The following is a 16,948-nucleotide window of genomic DNA, read 5'->3' on the forward strand; positions in this document are numbered from 1 at the left end:
AAGCGGGCCCGAGGAGAACCCCCGAGGGGATGATCCGTCGACCCCGCGACACAGACTTCCACGAACGATCAGAGAGACCAGGCAAGAGATGATCCAGGCGCAGATGGTGATCGATGGCAGGCAGGTACCCGCTTCCGACGCCGCGACGACGGATGCCGTCAACCCCTTCGACGGACAGATATGGGGCACGGTGCCGGTGGCCACGGCGGAGGACGTCGACGCTGCCGTGTCCGCAGCTCGCGCAGCGTTCCCCGCATGGCGGGCGACACCCGGTGTGGAGCGAGCTCGACTTCTGAACCGGCTCGCGGATGCCGTCGAGGAGCACGCCGACCGTCTCGCCGAGTGGGAGACCACCGACAACGGCAAGGTGATCCGCGAGACCCGACCTCAGATGAGCTTCGTCGCGAGGAACCTCCGTTTCTTCGCGGGCTACGCCGACAAGCTCTACGGGCGCACGATCCCCCTCGACAATCCCGCCGTCTTCGATTACACGGTGCGTCGGCCCCGGGGTGTGTGCGCCCTGATCACCGCGTGGAACAGCCCACTCGCTCTGCTTGCGAACAAGCTGCCGCCCGCACTCGCGACGGGCAACACCGTGGTGGTGAAGCCGAGTGAACACGCGTCCATCACGACCACAGAGCTTGCGCGACTGGCGATCGAGGTCGGATTCCCACCCGGAGTCATCAACGTCATCACGGGTGCCGGCGAGACCGGCGACCTTCTCACGCGCCATCCCGGCATCGACATGATCAGCCTCACCGGAGGCGGAGCCGTCGGCCGCCGGATCGCCGCGAACGCCGCCGAGCGTCTGATACCCGTGAGTCTCGAGCTCGGGGGCAAGTCGCCGAACGTCATCTTCGCGGATGCCGACATCCGGCGCGCGGTGCAGGGCGCGGTCGCGGGGATATTTGGGGCAGCCGGACAGACCTGCGTGGCGGGCTCACGACTGCTCGTGCAGCGGTCGGTGTACTCCGAGGTGCGGGACGCCGTCGCGGAGCGCGCCGGGCGCGTGCGGCTCGGCGACCCCCGGGATCCCGCCACCGAGATGGGGCCGGTCGCGAACCGACCGCAGTTCGACAGGATCCTCGCACTCATCGACGCTGCGAAGTCGTCTGGCGCGTCGCTCGCGGCAGGCGGCGGGCGAGCGACCGGCGCCGCGTTGGACGACGGCTTCTACGTCGAACCGACCGTCTTCGCGGACGTCGACCCCACGAGCTCGCTCGCGCAGGACGAGGTCTTCGGACCCGTGCTGTCGATCATCCCCTTCGACGACGAGGCCGACGCGATCCGTATCGCGAACGACACCGAGTACGGCCTCGCTGCGGGGGTCTGGACGAGCGACGTCTCTCGGGCCTTCCGGATGACGGAGGCCCTCGACGCCGGTGTCGTGTGGGTGAACACGTATCGCACGTCTGCTGCGCAGGCGCCCTTCGGCGGCACGAAGCAGAGCGGCTACGGCCGTGAGCGCGGCGAGGAGGCCCTCGATGACTACACGTTCGTGAAGAACGTGATGATCGACACCTCCACCGAGGACCGCGACCCGTTCGTGATCCGCACCTGACCCGCAGCACGAGCTGCCCCACACGTCACTCATCCAAAGGAGCACGACCGATGACCGAGCACCACTCGACCGACCACCGCCCGACCGCCCAGACCGAAGGACACCGTTACGACGTCATCGTCGCCGGCGGCGGCAATGCGGCACTCACCGCTGCGCTCGCCGCACATGATGCCGGCGCACGCGTTCTAGTGCTCGAGGCTGCCAGCCGCGAACTCCGCGGGGGCAACAGTCGCTTCACCGGAGCGATCTTCCGCGTCACTCACGACGGCCTCGACTCGCTGAAGCCCATCCTCGACCCCTCGAACGAGCAGTGGTACCCGCGGGTGTCGGTGGCGCCGTACTCGAGCGAGGACTACGCGGCCGATTGGAACCGCACCTCCGAGGGGCGGCAGGATCCGGAGCTCGTCCGCATCACCATCGAGCGCTCCCTCGAGACCGTCCGATGGATGCACTCGAAGGGCGTCAAGTGGGAGCTCACCGCGAACAAGCTCGTCGACCCGTCGAAGGTCGACGACGGCACCACGATCACGCTCGCTCCCGGAGGTGCGCTCCGGACCCTGCACGAGGGCGTCGGACTCATCGACGACCTGTACGCGGCGGTCGAAGCGACCGACATCGAGGTCTGGTACGACTCTCCGGCGCATGACCTGATCGCGACAGGTTCGACGGTGCACGGCATCCGCGTGCGCAAGGGAGCCGAGTTCGTCGACGTCCTCGGCACCGTGATCCTCGGCTGCGGCGGTTTCGAATCGAACCCCGAGATGCGACTGCGGTACCTCGGACCGGGGTGGGACCTCGTGAAGGTGCGCGGCACCCGCTTCAACATGGGCCAGATGCACACGAAGTCGATCGCCGCGGGAGCCCAGCCGGTCGGTCACTGGGGTGGCGCGCACGCCGTGCCCATCGACGCCGCAGCTCCCCCCGTCGGTGACCTGCGCATCACCGACAAGATGAGCCGGTACTCGTACCCCTACGCCCTGCTGCTCAACCGCGACGGACAACGGTTCATCGACGAGGGCGAGGACAACGTCTTCCTCACCTACGCCAAGACGGGGTGGGCTGTGCGCGCGCAACCGGGTGGCATCGCGTACCAGATCTTCGATCAGAAGACCGCGCACCTCCTCGAACCGCGGTACTCCACCGGCACGCCTGTCGTCGCCGACACGCTCGAAGAGCTCGCGGACAAGCTGGGAGTCAACAAGCGCGGGATGCTGCAGACGGTCGCTGACTACAACACCGCTGTCGCCTCCGACGCAGAGGATCGCGCCGACCCGTTCACGCTCGACGGCGTCTCGGCGGAACCGGTGGGGCAGCCCGCGAAGTCGAACTGGGCCCGCACGATCACCGAAGGACCGTTCGTCTGCTACCCCGTGATGTGCGGGATCACCTTCACCTACGGCGGGATCAAGATCGACGGCGACGCACGGGTCATCACCCAGGAGGGTAAGCCGATGACCGGTCTCTACGCAACCGGCGAGATCACCGGTGGCTTCTTCTTCCACAACTACGGCGCGGGTGCCGGCCTCGTGCGCGGAGCCGTCTTCGGGCGCATCGCCGGCACGAACGCGGCCGCAGAATCGCACACCGACAGCTCTGTCGCAGCGCAGGCTACAGCCGGCGAACGAGAGACCGCGGGGGTCGCATCATGAGCACGACGGTCGCGATCGAACGGATCGGATTCATCGGACTCGGGGTCATGGGCTCGGGGCAGGCATCCAACGTGACCCGCCGATCGGGGCTGCCGGTGTCGGTGTTCGACATGTCCACCGACGCGGTGGATCGCCTGGTGGAGGTCGGCGCGGAGCGCGCGGCATCCGTCGCCGAGGTCGCGGCTCGCAGCGACGTCATCTTCCTCTCGCTCCCCGGAGGCCCTCAGGTCGAGGCGGTCGTTCTGGGAGAGGACGGCGTTCTCGCACACGCACGCGCCGGAGCGGTCATCGTCGATCTCTCGACCATCCCCGTCGAGGTCGCCCAGCGGGTGGGGGCAGCCGCGATCGAGCGCGGCGCCCACTTCATCGACGCACCCGTCGCCCGCACGCGCCAGGCGGCGATCGATGGCACTCTGAGCATCACGGCGGGCGGCGACCCGGCCACCTTCGCTCGGGTCGAGCCCCTGCTGCAGACGATGGCTTCCGACGTCATCCTCTGCGGGCCGAACGGCGCTGGCGCCCTCATCAAGCTCGTGAACAACCTCGTGGTCTTCGAGACCGTCGTCGCGTTGTCGGAGGCTCTCACGCTGATCCGCCGGACCGGCATCGTCGACCCGGAGCTCGCATGGACCGCGCTCGGCCAGGGGTCTGCCGCCAGCTTCACCCTCGAGAACCACGGCCGCAAGGCGCTCCTGCCCGATGTGCACGGCGAAGGCATCTTCCCGGCGGAGTACATGCGCAAGGACATCGGCTACGCGCTCGACCTCGCAGAACAACTGGGCGTCACCCTGCCGTCGGCGATCCTGGCGCACGACCTGCTCGGGCGCACCGTCGACGCTGGATACGGTAAGGCCTACCACACGGCCGTGGTGAAGGTGATCGAAGGAGAGGTCTGATGACGCAGCCGAGCGTGCACGAGATCTACGCGGTGAAGTACGGACAGAACCTCACGGGTGTCCGTGGACACTTCTTCCTCGGCCCGGACGGCGATCCGCATGACGAGCACATGCGACTCGACTACTACGTGTGGGTGATTCGATCGCTCGGACAGGACATCCTTCTCGATGCGGGCTTCACCGCCGAGACCAATCGCACCAGGAAGCGTGACCATTGGGAGGACCCGCATCAGGCAGTGACGCGAATCGGCGTTGATCCGGCCACCGTGCCGATCGTGATCCTCTCGCACCTGCATTACGACCACTGCGGCGATCTCGATGCGTTCCCCGCGGCGAACTTCGTGCTGCAGGAGGACGAACTGGAGTTCTGGACCGGACCGTACGCGTCGCGGGGGGAGTTCGCCCGGCATACGGAAACCACGGACATCGAGCGCATCGTGAGGTTGAACGGCGAAGGGCGCGTGCAGCTGGTCGACGGATTCCACGAGGTCGTCGATGGCGTGTGGGTGCAGAAGGTCGGCGGTCATACGCCGGGGATGCAGGCGACATACGTACGGACGGAGAAGGGCGTCGTCGTGCTCGCGTCAGACTCCTCTCACTTCTTCGAGAACATCGAGCAGGACAAGCCGTTCGCCGTGCATGCGGACGTCGTCGACATGTATCGCGCATTCGACACGATGCGGGAGGCGGCGACCTCCGGGCTCGTCATCGCCGGCCACGACCCGCTCATCGAGGAGCGCTTTCCCGCCGTTCCCGGACACGAAGGCCACGTGGTCCGGATCGCGTGAGCGACGGCCCGATCAGATAGGCATCCAGTGAACGCGACATCGATTCCCGCCGTGTACATGCGAGGTGGCACGAGCAAGGGCGTGTTCCTCCACGCATCCGATCTTCCGTCCGCCGCCCCTGAGCGTGATCGTGTGCTGCTCGGCATCATGGGGAGCCCCGACCCCCTTCAGATCGACGGCATGGGCGGCACCGTGTCGAGCACCAGCAAGGCGGTGATCGTGGAGCCGGGGCCGGGAGACGCCATCACCTACTGGTTCGCCCAGGTCGGGATCGATACGGCGCAGGTCGACTGGTCTGGCAATTGCGGCAACCTCACGACGGCAGTCGGCCCGTTCGCGATCGACGAGGGCCTGGTCGCCGTCACCGAGCCGCTGACTCGGGTGCGCCTCATCAACGGCAACACAGGTGTGGAGATACTCGCCGACGTCGAGACTCCGGACGGCAGGGCGGCGACGACCGGCGACCTGGCGATCGCAGGAGTACCAGGCACCGGCTCACCCGTCGTGACTCGATACCTCGACCCCGCGGGTGGAGTGCTCGGCTCGCTGCTTCCCCTCGGGGCACCGACGAACGCGATCGAGACTCCGAACGGCATGGTGACTCTGTCTGTCGTGGACGCCGCGCACCCGAACGCCTTCGCACGCCTGGATGCTCTCGGCGAGGTGGCGGGGCGCTCCGTCGCCGAGCTGAACTCGGACGCCGTCTTCCTCGCGAATGCCGAACGAGCGCGCGCCTCGGCCACGGTGGCACTCGGTCGCGCCCTCGACATGAACGACGCGACACGGAACGCTCCGGCTGTGCCGAGGCTCATGCTCGTGGGTCCGTCCACCGATGCGGACGCCGACGTCGACATCGTCGCGTTCTCAATGGGGCGCGTGCATCGAGGCCTGCCCATGACCGGCGCCCTCTGCCTTGCGGCAGCCGCATCGATCCCCGGCACCGTCGTCGCCGAAGCCGCCGGCGGTCCCAGAGGCGGACTGCGCATCCGGCATCCGCTCGGAATCACCGAGGCGCAGGTGGAGGTCGATCCCGACGGTGCCGTTCGATCGCTCGGCGTGGTGCGCACAGCGCGCCGACTCATGGACGGCCGCGTCTACCCGCGCGAGAACTGATGGTGCTGTGACGGCGGCACGGAGACGCGTGGCCGCCCCTGAGCGTGGAGGGTGGCTGTGGCGTCCGCTGCTCGGCGCGTCACTGTCCCAGATCGTGCTCTTCGCTGTGCGACCTGCAGCCAGCTACGCAGGGCTCGAGCTCGGCGCAGACCCGGCGACGATCGGGATCATCGCGGCGTCGTTCGCCGTTCTGCCGATGCTCATTGCGCTTCCGCTGGGGGCATTCGCCGGTCGGCTGTCGAGAATCGCGATCGTGCCCTTCTTCTCGGGCATGCTCCTGATCGCAGCATGCATCGTCGGCGCGATGACGACGACGGTTGCGGGGCTCCTCGCTGCGTGCGCGCTGATCGGCGTCTCGAATCTCGGCATCCTTCTCGGTGCTCAGGCGTGGATATCCCGCTCCGCGCCGGCTACGTCGTACAACGACGGTTTCGGCTGGATGACCGCCGGCATGGCGCTCGGGCAGGCAGCAGGACCGCTGCTCGCCGGGTTCACCGTAGGACCGGTGAACCCGTCTCGAGAGGGCATCTCTCTCACCTTCTGGCTGTGCGCGGTCCTGGCGGTGCCGGTGGTAGCGGCCTTCGCAAGCGGCGCGGTGCGACGATACGCCTCGCCGGGAAACGACGATGCGGCCGGCTTCGGTTCGATCCTTCGCACGCCGGGAGTGACACGCGCGATCGTCGTCAGCGCGGCGGTGCTCACCTCGGTCGATATCCTGACCGCTTATCTTCCGGTTCTCGGCGCACAGGCAGGAATCTCTCCTGCAGTGATCGGTTCGATGCTCGCGGTGCGAGGCATCTCGTCGATGCTGTCGAGGCTGCTGCTCGGCCCGCTCGGAAGGCGATTCGGGCAGCGGTGGCTGATCGTCGCGAGCGTTCTCGGCGCGGCCGCATGTCTGGCAGTGATCGCCGCTCTCCCCGCGCCGGCGGTGATGTTCAGCGCCCTTGCGATCGGCGGGTTCCTGCTCGGTATGGGACAGCCGCTGACGATGACCGCCGTGGCGGTCGCGCTGCCGGCCCGCCAGCGCTCGAGCGGATTGGCGATGCGGCTGCTCGGAAACCGTGTCGCGCAACTCGCGACTCCGCTGCTCGCGGGCGCCGTCGCATCGGTGTTCGGGGTTGCGTCGGTGATGGTCGTGCAAGTCGCCGCGCTGACGGCATCGGGGATCTGGGAGGCCGCAGTTCGCGAGCCTCCCAGAGAGCACTGACGGGATCGCGTGCGCGACGACATCCGCAAGTCAGGCAGGCGTGGTCGAGTCGCGTGAGCGAATCGACCACGGCTCAGATCGGACGGCCGAGCAGTCGACTGAGAGACGACGTCCGAGCGCTTGAGGCGTGCGATGCGGCGGCGGCACCCGCTCTCTCCGGGTCGCCGGCGATCATCGCATCGATGATGGCAGCGTGCTCGTCGAGAACGTCGCGCATGCGCTCAGGGCTCAGCGACCGAGTGCCGAACCGGCGGATGGCGACTTCGACGGTCGCCAGCAGGCGCGACAGGTATGCGTTGTCGGCCGCGACCGAGAGCAGATGGTGGAAGTCGACGTTCGCTCGGTAGAAATCGTCGAGGTCTGTGGCAGCTGTCGCTGCCGACATGCGCTCCTGCAGTCTCTGGAACTGCTCGAAGTGCTCGGGCTTTCCCTGCCGTGTCGCGTACTCCGCCGCCAACGACTCAAGGCTGCCCCGCACCTGGTATACCGCCGACATGTCTTCGAAGGAGAGTCTCGTGACCTGAGCTCCGACACCGGGAGTGCGTGCGACGAGCCCTTCTTCCTCGAGTCGATTGAGCGCTTCGCGGACCGGGGTACGGCTGACGCCGAGGGCCTCGGACAGCACGACCTCGCGCAACCAGACATCAGGGGCGAGCACGCCGTCGAGGATCGCCTCGCGGATCGCGTAGACGGTGTCGCCGACCGCCCCGCCGCGCGATGCAGTCGTGGGGCGATACCCGGCGAGCAGCTCGCTCATGCCGTCTGCAGTCGTCGGTACCGACGAACTCATAGCTGACTCACTCTCCTGCGCGCTCCCTCGATCGTCCTGGTCGGAGATTGAAAGCCGTGCGCACGCATTTTAGCCGGGCGTCCGCCGCCGTCAGGCGATGTTCCCGGCACGTCGCCCGAACACGATCCCGGCGGCGAGGCCGGAGCCGCCCGGGTAGTTTCCGCTGAAGAGTCCGCCGAGCATCTCACCGCAGACGAGCAGGCCGGGTATGGCCGTCCCATCTGCGCGGAGGACTCGACCTTCGGTGTCGCCCCGAAGGCCGCCGAAGGTGAAGGTGATTCCGCACGTCACCGGGTAGGCGAAGAACGGGGGAGTCGTGAGGGCTGATGCCCAGTTGCTCTTCGGAGGCGCGACGTTCGCTCTGCGGCCGTCCTTGACGGTCGGGTCCAGCACGATGGTCGTGTCGATGCTCGAATTGAACGTCTCGACCGTCTCGGTCAGAGCACCAGTGGGTACTCCGATGGACCGTGCGAGATCGGCGATCGTGTCGGCTTCGTGAACGCCGACGCCAGGCATGTCGTACTCCTCCGTGCGGAGCATCGGGCGCAACTCGGCATCGAAGATCTGGTAGGCCACAGAGCCTGGCTGCTCGAGGATGACGCCGCCGTACTTCGCATATGTGTAGTTGCGGAAGTCCGCGCCCTCATCGAGAAACCGTCGGCCCTCGGCATTGACGATGATTCCCAAGGGGTAGCTCTGGCGCGTGAGGCGGTTGGTGAGTTCTCGGTTGCTCGCGTTATCCGGCGCTTCGGCGTCCCACTGCACGCTGTGCGCCGTCGACCAATCGCCGCCGCGGTCGGCGCCGATCGCGATGGCTGCTTCGAGCATTCGGCCGGTGTTGTACGGCGTGCCGCGCACGACGGCGTGCTGCCAGCCTTCGCCGAGGTGCTTTCGCCGCAGTTCTGGGCTCGCCTCGAAACCTCCGGCAGCGAGGATCACGCTCTCTGCGCGGAACTCGACGAGGTCGCCCGCAGGATCGACGGCGCAGACACCGATCACCCGCCCGTCGTCCGAGACGAGCAGATCGCGGACTTCGATGCCGTAGCGGACATCTGTTCCGAGCTCATCGGCGATGCGAGTGTGATCTGCGATGAGCCCCTCTCCGCCGCCGACGTTTCCGACGTGCAGACCTCCCCAGAACAGGAAAGAACCATCAGGGCGCTCGTAGGCCTGACGTTCGTACATCAGCCGGTATCGCAGACCGAGCCTCGTCAGCCAGCGCAGAGTCGGGCCGCTCTGCTCGACGAGCACCGCGGTGAGGTCAGGGTCGTTGCGGCCATCCGTCACCTTTGCGAGGTCCGCCGCATATTCCGTGGGGGAGTACGGCGGGACGATGGTGCGCTCATGTCGTTCGTCCGGTTCCAGGGTGTCTCGTAGATCGTCCAGGCCTCCGTGCGCGATACGGGTGGCACCGGCCGTGTAATAGCTGTTGCCGCCGTGCATTCCGACTGGTCCGCGCTCGAGAAGAAGGACTTTGCGCCCGCGGACGGCCGCTGCGTGCGCGGCAGTGAAGCCCGCGTTGCCTCCACCCACGACGATCACATCGTGAGGATTCTCCGTGAGGGTGTCGACCATGACTTCTCGTTCCCATCAGGCGGTCACCGTTAATTGTGTGCGACCTGTATGCAATTTAAGCACACGAGAAGACGTAGGCGAAGTTCTCCGTCGACTACGCGGCGTCGGTATGGCTTTGGCACCTGATGCAGGCGGACGCGTGGGGGAGGGCTTCCAGACGTGCCGGTGCGATGCGTTCTCCGCAGCGTTCGCAGCGACCGTACGTGCCGGCGTCGATCCGATCGAGGGCGGCGGTGAGCTGACGAATCACGGCTCGGTGGGAGGCCGCGGTCTGGTAGGCGACGGGATCCACGGACGGGAGCGCGTGCGGTTCGAGCGCTCGGAGAACGCCCTCACGCTCGTCACGGAGACGCTCGAGCTGTGCTCTGGTCTCCGCGATGTTCGGAAGGGTGACGACAGTGGTGAGATCGGTCATGGCTGCTCCTTGGGTACAAAAAAAGCGCCGCAGGTGCGACGCGCTGGGTGGGATGTCGGGTAGACCGAGGAACGGTTTACGGGGACGCAGCGCGAGAGACGGACCGGATCAGCAGGCCACCGTCGGTGAACTGCTGCCGGGGCGGGAGAATCTCGTGTCGGGCTCCTGCGATGTCGACTGCGCTCGTCACCACAGACGCGTCAGAAAGACGCTCCGTACGGGTGAGGGCAGCCGACATGGTCATGGCCCTCACCATAGCCTCACCCACGGAAAAAGCAACTCTGGCAGCCGAAACCCCGTGGCGCTTGCGTTCTTTGCAGCGGTGGCTATGGTGAGGGGCATGGCGGCATTTCTTTCCGCGCGATTCTCCTGTCGCAGCGGTGCCGCCTGCCCGGCTTGCTGCGGCGAATTCCTTCCTGGTGGACACCGGAACGCGATTCTTGCGCATCCGCCGCGCGCCCCCGAACGGTTGGTGAATACCAAAGGGACGGTGAGCGTGTCACTTCCGTGACGCGCTTCTTGGCGTAAAAAGGACAGGTAATTGGTAATCGAAACCGCCCCGCTCGCCCGCAAGGGATTCGAGGACGACATCCGAATGATCGATTCGTCGACCCGCGTCGTCGAGGTCAGTGGAGATCCGCTGGCATGCCTCACTCCGATCGGTCGCGCCGATCGGCCCCCGCGGCTCAGCCCGACCCTCTTCGTCATCGGGGTCGACGCACGCTGCGTGCACACCAGATCCGGCTTCGCTGCTCTTCTGCAGAGCCACAAGCGCAGTGTTCCGCGGATTCCGTCCTCGGTATCGCACATCATCATCGTGATTCACCTTGCTGACGACCTCCCCGATGCGTGGATGTCCACGCGAGTGCACCGATGGGTGCTGTCCATCCACCGACGCATGCAGCGCACCCGTGGCATCGATGCGGACGTAGCGGCTCTCTTCGTGAATCGCTCCGTGAGTTCCACGCTCATCGCCGTCCGGCTGGAAGAACTCGCACAACGTCCCCCCGGGGCGAACCCCGCAGCGGTGCTGACCCTCGATGAGATTCGAGGCCAGACGATCGCACAGGCGTCGACGAATGATTTCATCTGATAAAAGCGGCTCAGGGGTCGCGGTCGTAAGGCAGGCGAACGGGCGCGAAAGACTGCGTTTGGCAGTGATTTGACTTTCCATGGAAGTGGGTTATGGTCAAAAGTCACGCGCCAGCCAGAAAAAGGGGAAGCGATTTTATGTCCGGTAAGACACCCAACACTCGAGGGGCGAAAAAGGCCCCGCAAATGTCCATCAAGGAAAAACGAGCAGCGAAACGCGAAAAGCGCGAGCCGGAAGAATTTCTGAAGCCGCGCAAGGTGGCCAGCCGCTGATCAGCGGAGTCCGTGCACCCCTGACGATGGTCGACCAGACTCCTCACGGAGTGTTCGGCCATCGTCAGCACCCAGGCCGCGCACGGTGATGCGCTCGCCGCGCCGTCGGGGGATGCCCGCGACCGCGCGGAGTCCGTAGCGTGGACCGCATGGATATCGCTTCGATGATCATGGGCGCCTCGATCGTCTCCATCGCCTGGATCGCCTTCTGGCCGTGGACGCAGCTGAAGCGCCTTCGCGAGCTCGAGGCGGGTTCCGCTGCGGATCCTGACCAGGAGACCTAGGCCCCGGGCACCGGGGTCAGGCGTCAGCCGTGTCGTCTCGGTCGACTTCGTCGTCCTCGCTCAACGACCGGGGGAACTCCGGGGCCGTTCCGGTCGTCGAGCGATCAGCGGAGCAGCGAGACGAAACGTGATGGATGTGCGGGATCGGCTCACGCCGAGAAGACGGGGCTGAGGAAGCGTCTTTCGTAGCGGCGGATGCACTGCGTTCTGCGGGCGAGTTCGAAGGCCTCCACGCACTCGGGATCGGTCTTCGAGGCCGTGCGGTACCTTTCGTACTCGGCCAGTGAGGGGAAGGTGAACAGTGCGAACGCTTCGTCGCTGTCGCCTTCGCTCGGCAGGAAATAACCGTGGTGGGTTCCGCCGTGCTTCGCCACCAGTCGGATCCAGGCGCGGCCGTACTCGGTGAAGTCGTCGAGCTTGTCCGGGTCGATCTCGTAGCGCAGGTGAACGGTGATCATGACGTTCATCCTCTCAGAGGGCGGGGACTCGATCGTCTGCTCGTTCGGCGACCACCGGAGCGACCGCTTCGACGGTCGTAGGATCGACCCATGCAGACGCGCACACTCGGCAATGACACCGTCGGTCGTATCGAGGTCGGGGCGGTCGGGCTCGGACTGATGACGTTCGACCAGACCGGTCATCAACCCCGGGAGCAGTTGCTCGACACCGTCCGCGCCGCCCTCGACGCGGGTGTCACGCTCTTCGACACGGCCGACGCCTACGGACCCGGCCAGGAACTCGGGCCTGACGCGCAGGGCGAGAACGAGAAGCTCATCGCCTCGATCCTCGACGAGTTGGGCGTGCGCGACCGCGTGCTCCTCGCCACGAAGGGCGGCGCCTTCCGCACTGACGGCGGCGGCTGGGATCACGATGGGCGGCCCGAGCACCTGCGCCGTGCCGTCGACGCCAGCCTGTCCCGCCTCGGGGTGGAGCAGATCGCACTGTGGCAGCACCACCGCCCCGACCCCAAGATCGACTACGCCGACATCATCGGCACCCTGGCCGAGATCGCTGCCAGCGGCAAGGTTCGGATGATCGGAGTGTCCAACGCCGACCCCGGTCAGATCCGAGTGGCGCACGAGACGCTGGGAGACAGCCTCGTCAGCGTGCAGAACCAGTTCAGCCCGAAGTTCCGCAGCAGTCACCCCGAGATCGATGTCTGCACCGAGCTGGGGCTGGCGTTCCTGGCTTGGAGCCCTCTCGGTGGGCTGTCGGACGCCAAGGAGCTCGCCTCCCGGCATCCGGCCTTCCAGAAGGTGGCCGAGGCCCGAGGCGTGAGCGCCCAGCAGGTCGCGCTGGCGTGGGAGCTGGCGCAGTCGCCGGTGCTCATCCCCATCCCGGGTGCCAAGCGGTCCCAGTCGATCCGCGACTCCGCTGCGGCCGCCGACCTCGAACTGACCACGGACGAACTCACCGCACTCGATCAGGACTGAGTCAGCCGCAGGATTCGTACGCCGTCACCGGGCCGACGGCCGGCCCGCCTTGGACAGTCTGTGTGACCACCGAGGTCGGGATGTAGACCCTGGTACTGCCTCACAGTCAGGGTCAGGACCGCAGCCCGATGTGCCCGCGCGCCGTCGTTCGTAACGTCGAAGGCGAACGAAAGGCACGACATGATTCGAGTTCAGTCTCTGACGAAGCACTACGGCGAGAAGGTGGCCGTGAACGGCATCGACTTCACCGTCGAACCGGGCACGGTCACCGGATTCCTCGGACCCAACGGGGCCGGAAAATCCACCACCATGAGGATGATCGTCGGCTTGGACCGGCCGACCGCGGGCACCGCGGAGGTCAACGGTCGGGCCTACGCGGATCTGCCCGCACCGCTGCGCGAGGTAGGCGTTCTGCTCGATGCGCGCTCGGCGCACAGACGCCGCACCGCCTACAAGCACCTGCGGGCGATCGCGGCCACTCATGCCATCGGCGCCGCCCGCGTGCGCGAGGTGATCGAGATCGCAGGACTGGATGCTGTGGCGGACAGGCGGGTCGGCGGATTCTCGCTCGGCATGAACCAGCGGTTGGGGATCGCCGCAGCTCTGCTCGGAGACCCGCAGACGATCATCCTCGACGAGCCGGTGAACGGCCTCGACCCCGACGGCATCCTGTGGATCCGCGGCCTGCTGCGACAGCTCGCGGGGGAGGGGAAGACCGTGCTGCTCTCGTCGCATCTGATGAGCGAGATGACGCAGACGGCCGACCATCTGCTGGTCATCGGCCGGGGGACGATTCTGGCGGACGGCCCTCTGCACGACGTGGTCGCGGGTGTGACCCGATCCGTGGTGCGCGTGCGGACCAGAGAGGTCGAGCGACTCCTGAGCACCCTCGCGGGCCCTCAGGTCACCATGACGACGCACCCGGATGGTGCGGTCGAGATCGAGGGCGTCGCCGCCGAGGACGTGGCGCGTGCCGCGTCCGATGCAGGCATCGTGCTGTACGAGATCGCCACCGTCGAGGGCTCGCTCGAAGACGCCTACCTCGCCCTCACCGCGCACGACACCGAATACCGCGCGACCGCGCAGGACGCCACCGAAGGAGCCGGACGATGACCCTCACCACCAATCCCCGACGAGCGGATGCGCGCACTCGCCGCCCCGCGTTCGCCCACGTGCTGCAGTCGGAGTGGATCAAGCTGTTCAGCCTGCCCTCCTCCGTGCTCGCCCTCGCGGCGATCTTCCTCATCGGGGTGGGCGGCAGCCTGTTCCTCGGCGTGACGCTCGAGTCGTCGGGTGCGCCGTCGGTGCTCCTGATCGAGCGCACCATGGCCGACGTCACGGTGCCGACCGTCGTCCTCGGCCAGATCATCGCCGGTATCCTCGGAGTCATGCTGATCGGCGCCGAATACGCATCGGGCTCGATTCAGCCCACGTTCGTCGCGGTGCCCGACCGGCTGCGCGTCCTTCGCGCGAAGGCGGTCGTGGCGTTCACCGCCATCACCGCGACCGCCCTCGTCACGGTGTTCAGCGCATGGGCGCTCACCACGCCGATCTATGCACAGTTCGGCCTCGCGGCACCGCTCACCGCACCCGGGGTCGTGCTCGCGCTGCTCAGCTCGGCGGGGTATCTCGGGCTCTGCGCACTCTTCGGGGTGGGCATCGGGGCACTCGTGCGATCGACGACCGCGGGAGCGATCATCGTCTTCCTGGCCACGCTGCTGCTCCCCGTCCTGACGTCGCTGCTTCCGTACGGGCTGCTGTCCCGCGCTCTGCGCATCGCCCAGCTGGGCAATGCGGGCGATGCGATGAGTCGCGTCGGGGCAGAAGGCGGTCCGTTCCTCGACCTGTGGAGCGGTCATATCAGCGTCGGTGCGGGGTGGATGATCGCGGCTGTCTGGGCGGCGGTCGCGCTCGCCGCGGGCGCGATCGCCCTGCGCACGAGAGACGTATGACACCGCGGCGATCCGATCTCGTGGCTCTCGTCGGGTATTCGGCGGTCTCGCTGGCTCTCGGGTACCTGTCGCTCGAGTCGTCTCTGACCACCCCCGCGTGGGCGCTCGTGGCGCTCTTCCTCGCCGGCATCGCGACGATCCTCGTCTCGCGACGGCATCCGCTCGTGGCCTTCATCGCGGCGCTCGCTCTTCTGCCTCTGTCGTTCGCCGGCGGATCGGGCGCCGAAGCGGTGCTGGTCGTCGGGGCGCTGTACCGAAGCGCAGTCGTCACCAGGCCGCAGCGTGCCTGGCTGGCGTTCGCCGCGGCGGCCGTGTCGGGCACGGTCGCCGCGCTGGTGCTGTCGATCCGCGTGCGCCTCGGCCCGCCCCTGCTCGGGCTCGCACCGCGGGTGGACGTCGACGCCTGGCCTCTAGACTGGCTCGGCATCACCACCGTCGTGATCGGGGTCTCATTGATCTCCACCCTCGTCGGGGTTAACGTCGGTCACCGGCGGCGCGAGCTCCGCACGCTCCTGGACCGAGCGGATCAGATGCGCCGAGAGCGCGACCAGGAGGCGCATATCGCTGCCGCGCTCGAACGAGAGCGGATCGCACGGGAGATGCACGACGTGATCGCCCACAGCCTCGCCGTGATGATCGCGGTCGCCGACGGTGCGCAGGCCGCGGCGGCCGCTCGACCGGACGAGTCCCGCCGGGCGATCGGGCAGGTCGCCGAGACCGGACGCCGGACGCTCGTCGAGATGCGTCGCCTGCTGACGACGGTCCGCGGCGAGGGCGACGCGGTCGACCGGCAGCCGACGCAGGCGACCATGGAGCGCATTCCGTCTCTCGTCGAAGAGTCGCGCAGCGCGGGTCTGCCTGTTCGATTCGAGCAGACGGGCGTCATCGATGCCGATGCCATGGTGGGGCTGACGGTCTATCGCATCGTGCAGGAGGCGCTGACCAATGTGCTGAGGCACGCGCGCGACGTGCAGGATGTCGTGGTGCAGATCAGCATCGGCGACGACGACGTGTCGATCCTCGTGGAGGACCGCTCGGCGCCGGCTCGCCCCATCGCCGACCCGGGCCGCGGCCTGGTCGGCATTCGCGAACGAGCCGCGTTCTACGACGGGCACGTCGAAGCCGGGCCCCGACCCGGCGGAGGCTGGCGCGTGTTCGTACGACTGCAGACGGAGAACCGATGACGACATCCGATGACCACGCCTCCCGGATCCGCGTGCTGATCGCCGACGATCAGGAGCTGGTGCGTTATGGCCTCCGTCTCGTGCTCGAGGCAGAGGACGACATCCAGGTCGTGGGCGAAGCCTCCGACGGGGCAGCTGCCGTCGACGCCGCGATCGCGCTGGGGCCAGACGTCATCCTGATGGATGTGCGCATGCCCGGCACAGACGGCATCGAAGCGACGCGCCACCTCACCGCGCGGCTGCCGCGAACCCGGGTGCTCGTGCTGACCACCTATGACCTCGACGAGTTCGCCTTCGGGGCGCTGCAGGCCGGAGCCGCAGGATTCCTGCTCAAGAACACCCGACCGGCTGAACTCGTCGCCGCGATCCGCACGGTCGCGACTGGCGACGCCGTGGTCGCCCCGCGGATCACCTCCAAGCTCATCGAAGTCGCCCTGCCGCACCTGGCTCCTCGCACCCCGCAGGCTCAGGATCACGCCCTCTCGGTGCTGACCGACCGCGAACGCGACGTCTTCGTGCACATCGGGCGCGGCCTCACGAACACCGAGATCGCGAAAGCCCTGCACCTGAGCGAATCCACGGTCAAGGCCCACTTCGGCCGCATCCTCGTGAAGCTCGATCTGCCCCATCGTGTGCAGGCGGTCATCCTGGCGTACGAGCTCGGCGTAGTCAGGCCCACTGGCCAGTAACCCCGCCGCGCAGGGCCGCCCATCTTCGCAGACTCGCTGCGGAGTGT

Annotated in this window: 18 protein-coding genes; 14 read left to right on the forward strand and 4 right to left on the reverse strand. The window is 67.3% G+C overall.

All coding sequences use genetic code 11. The features are described 5' to 3' along the window. Positions 1-88: 88 nt before the first annotated feature. Genes RQG82_RS08130 through RQG82_RS08155 form a run of 6 tightly spaced genes read left to right on the forward strand, consistent with a single transcriptional unit; the run spans position 89 to position 7,214 of the window. Positions 89-1,561, forward strand: a complete 1,473-nt coding sequence (locus RQG82_RS08130; protein WP_311258590.1) for an aldehyde dehydrogenase — start codon at positions 89-91, stop codon at positions 1,559-1,561. A 50-nt stretch (positions 1,562-1,611) separates the two neighbouring features. Further along, the gene (tcuA, locus tag RQG82_RS08135) at positions 1,612-3,210 is read left to right on the forward strand and encodes an FAD-dependent tricarballylate dehydrogenase TcuA (RefSeq protein ID WP_311258591.1); all 1,599 of its coding nucleotides are present in this window, start codon (positions 1,612-1,614) and stop codon (positions 3,208-3,210) included. Continuing rightward, entirely contained in the window at positions 3,207-4,106 is a 900-nt protein-coding gene (locus RQG82_RS08140; protein ID WP_311258592.1) for an NAD(P)-dependent oxidoreductase, read from the forward strand. Before tcuA (RQG82_RS08135) ends, RQG82_RS08140 begins: the two co-directional genes overlap by 4 nt. After that, positions 4,106-4,894 carry an N-acyl homoserine lactonase family protein gene (locus RQG82_RS08145; protein WP_311258593.1) on the forward strand — a complete coding sequence of 263 codons (789 nt, stop codon included), beginning with the start codon at positions 4,106-4,108 and terminating at the stop codon, positions 4,892-4,894. Before RQG82_RS08140 ends, RQG82_RS08145 begins: the two co-directional genes overlap by 1 nt. Positions 4,895-4,921: 27 nt before the next feature. Next, entirely contained in the window at positions 4,922-6,007 is a 1,086-nt protein-coding gene (locus RQG82_RS08150; RefSeq protein WP_311258594.1) for a PrpF domain-containing protein, read from the forward strand. 28 nt (positions 6,008-6,035) lie between these two features. Then, positions 6,036-7,214 (forward strand): MFS transporter, encoded by a 1,179-nt coding sequence (locus RQG82_RS08155; RefSeq protein WP_311258595.1) that lies wholly within the window; start codon positions 6,036-6,038, stop codon positions 7,212-7,214. Positions 7,215-7,287: 73 nt separating this feature from the next. On the opposite strand, the gene RQG82_RS08160 is transcribed toward RQG82_RS08155, so the two are convergent. The 3 genes from RQG82_RS08160 to RQG82_RS08170 form a co-directional block, all read right to left on the reverse strand. Further along, complete coding sequence (locus tag RQG82_RS08160) at positions 7,288-8,004, reverse strand: GntR family transcriptional regulator (RefSeq protein ID WP_311258596.1); 717 nt, start codon at positions 8,002-8,004, stop codon at positions 7,288-7,290. A 90-nt stretch (positions 8,005-8,094) separates the two neighbouring features. After that, positions 8,095-9,579 carry an FAD-dependent tricarballylate dehydrogenase TcuA gene (tcuA, locus tag RQG82_RS08165; RefSeq protein WP_311258597.1) on the reverse strand — a complete coding sequence of 495 codons (1,485 nt, stop codon included), beginning with the start codon at positions 9,577-9,579 and terminating at the stop codon, positions 8,095-8,097. A 94-nt stretch (positions 9,580-9,673) separates the two neighbouring features. Further along, a complete protein-coding gene (locus RQG82_RS08170; RefSeq protein WP_311258598.1) occupies positions 9,674-9,994 on the reverse strand; it encodes a TraR/DksA C4-type zinc finger protein in 321 nt (106 codons plus the stop codon). Positions 9,995-10,535: 541 nt separating this feature from the next. Between RQG82_RS08170 and RQG82_RS08175 the strand changes: the two genes are divergently transcribed. From RQG82_RS08175 to RQG82_RS08185, 3 genes are all read left to right on the forward strand, one after another. Then, on the forward strand, positions 10,536-11,087 hold the full coding sequence (locus RQG82_RS08175; protein WP_311258599.1) for a hypothetical protein: 552 nt from the start codon (positions 10,536-10,538) through the stop codon (positions 11,085-11,087). A gap of 137 nt (positions 11,088-11,224) precedes the next feature. Then, the gene (locus tag RQG82_RS08180; RefSeq protein WP_311258600.1) at positions 11,225-11,359 is read left to right on the forward strand and encodes a hypothetical protein; all 135 of its coding nucleotides are present in this window, start codon (positions 11,225-11,227) and stop codon (positions 11,357-11,359) included. Between the two features lie 149 nt (positions 11,360-11,508). After that, complete coding sequence (locus RQG82_RS08185; RefSeq protein ID WP_311258601.1) at positions 11,509-11,643, forward strand: hypothetical protein; 135 nt, start codon at positions 11,509-11,511, stop codon at positions 11,641-11,643. Positions 11,644-11,792: 149 nt separating this feature from the next. Here RQG82_RS08185 and RQG82_RS08190 read toward each other — a convergent pair whose 3' ends face one another. After that, complete coding sequence (locus RQG82_RS08190) at positions 11,793-12,101, reverse strand: NIPSNAP family protein (protein WP_311258602.1); 309 nt, start codon at positions 12,099-12,101, stop codon at positions 11,793-11,795. A 90-nt stretch (positions 12,102-12,191) separates the two neighbouring features. On the opposite strand from RQG82_RS08190, the gene RQG82_RS08195 reads away from it, so the two are divergent. From RQG82_RS08195 to RQG82_RS08215, 5 genes are all read left to right on the forward strand, one after another. Beyond that, positions 12,192-13,076: an aldo/keto reductase gene (locus RQG82_RS08195; RefSeq protein WP_311258603.1), complete on the forward strand. Its 885-nt coding sequence runs from the start codon at positions 12,192-12,194 to the stop codon at positions 13,074-13,076. Between the two features lie 180 nt (positions 13,077-13,256). Beyond that, complete coding sequence (locus tag RQG82_RS08200) at positions 13,257-14,189, forward strand: ATP-binding cassette domain-containing protein (protein WP_311258604.1); 933 nt, start codon at positions 13,257-13,259, stop codon at positions 14,187-14,189. Beyond that, complete coding sequence (locus tag RQG82_RS08205; protein WP_311258605.1) at positions 14,186-15,028, forward strand: hypothetical protein; 843 nt, start codon at positions 14,186-14,188, stop codon at positions 15,026-15,028. The genes RQG82_RS08200 and RQG82_RS08205 overlap by 4 nt, the downstream gene beginning before the upstream one ends. Then, on the forward strand, positions 15,025-16,212 hold the full coding sequence (locus RQG82_RS08210) for a histidine kinase (RefSeq protein ID WP_311258606.1): 1,188 nt from the start codon (positions 15,025-15,027) through the stop codon (positions 16,210-16,212). The genes RQG82_RS08205 and RQG82_RS08210 overlap by 4 nt, the downstream gene beginning before the upstream one ends. Continuing rightward, a complete protein-coding gene (locus tag RQG82_RS08215) occupies positions 16,209-16,901 on the forward strand; it encodes a response regulator transcription factor (protein ID WP_311258607.1) in 693 nt (230 codons plus the stop codon). Before RQG82_RS08210 ends, RQG82_RS08215 begins: the two co-directional genes overlap by 4 nt. The last annotated feature ends 47 nt before the right edge of the window (positions 16,902-16,948 follow it).

The organism is Microbacterium sp. WCS2018Hpa-9, assembly GCF_031843745.1.
In the GTDB taxonomy this organism is placed as follows: Bacteria; Actinomycetota; Actinomycetes; order Actinomycetales; family Microbacteriaceae; genus Microbacterium.

Excerpts from the sequence above, each read along its gene's own strand:
- RQG82_RS08170 (WP_311258598.1), bottom strand. The coding sequence starts at position 9,994 with ATGACCGATCTCACCACTGTCGTCACCCTTCCGAACATCGCGGAGACC.
- RQG82_RS08180 (WP_311258600.1), top strand. The coding sequence starts at position 11,225 with ATGTCCGGTAAGACACCCAACACTCGAGGGGCGAAAAAGGCCCCGCAA.
- RQG82_RS08185 (WP_311258601.1), top strand. The coding sequence starts at position 11,509 with ATGGATATCGCTTCGATGATCATGGGCGCCTCGATCGTCTCCATCGCC.
- RQG82_RS08215 (WP_311258607.1), top strand. The coding sequence starts at position 16,209 with ATGACGACATCCGATGACCACGCCTCCCGGATCCGCGTGCTGATCGCC.
- RQG82_RS08130 (WP_311258590.1), top strand. The coding sequence starts at position 89 with ATGATCCAGGCGCAGATGGTGATCGATGGCAGGCAGGTACCCGCTTCC.
- RQG82_RS08200 (WP_311258604.1), top strand. The coding sequence starts at position 13,257 with ATGATTCGAGTTCAGTCTCTGACGAAGCACTACGGCGAGAAGGTGGCC.
- tcuA (WP_311258591.1), top strand. The coding sequence starts at position 1,612 with ATGACCGAGCACCACTCGACCGACCACCGCCCGACCGCCCAGACCGAA.
- RQG82_RS08145 (WP_311258593.1), top strand. The coding sequence starts at position 4,106 with ATGACGCAGCCGAGCGTGCACGAGATCTACGCGGTGAAGTACGGACAG.
- RQG82_RS08190 (WP_311258602.1), bottom strand. The coding sequence starts at position 12,101 with ATGATCACCGTTCACCTGCGCTACGAGATCGACCCGGACAAGCTCGAC.
- RQG82_RS08140 (WP_311258592.1), top strand. The coding sequence starts at position 3,207 with ATGAGCACGACGGTCGCGATCGAACGGATCGGATTCATCGGACTCGGG.
- RQG82_RS08160 (WP_311258596.1), bottom strand. The coding sequence starts at position 8,004 with ATGAGTTCGTCGGTACCGACGACTGCAGACGGCATGAGCGAGCTGCTC.
- RQG82_RS08210 (WP_311258606.1), top strand. The coding sequence starts at position 15,025 with ATGACACCGCGGCGATCCGATCTCGTGGCTCTCGTCGGGTATTCGGCG.
- RQG82_RS08205 (WP_311258605.1), top strand. The coding sequence starts at position 14,186 with ATGACCCTCACCACCAATCCCCGACGAGCGGATGCGCGCACTCGCCGC.
- RQG82_RS08195 (WP_311258603.1), top strand. The coding sequence starts at position 12,192 with ATGCAGACGCGCACACTCGGCAATGACACCGTCGGTCGTATCGAGGTC.
- tcuA (WP_311258597.1), bottom strand. The coding sequence starts at position 9,579 with ATGGTCGACACCCTCACGGAGAATCCTCACGATGTGATCGTCGTGGGT.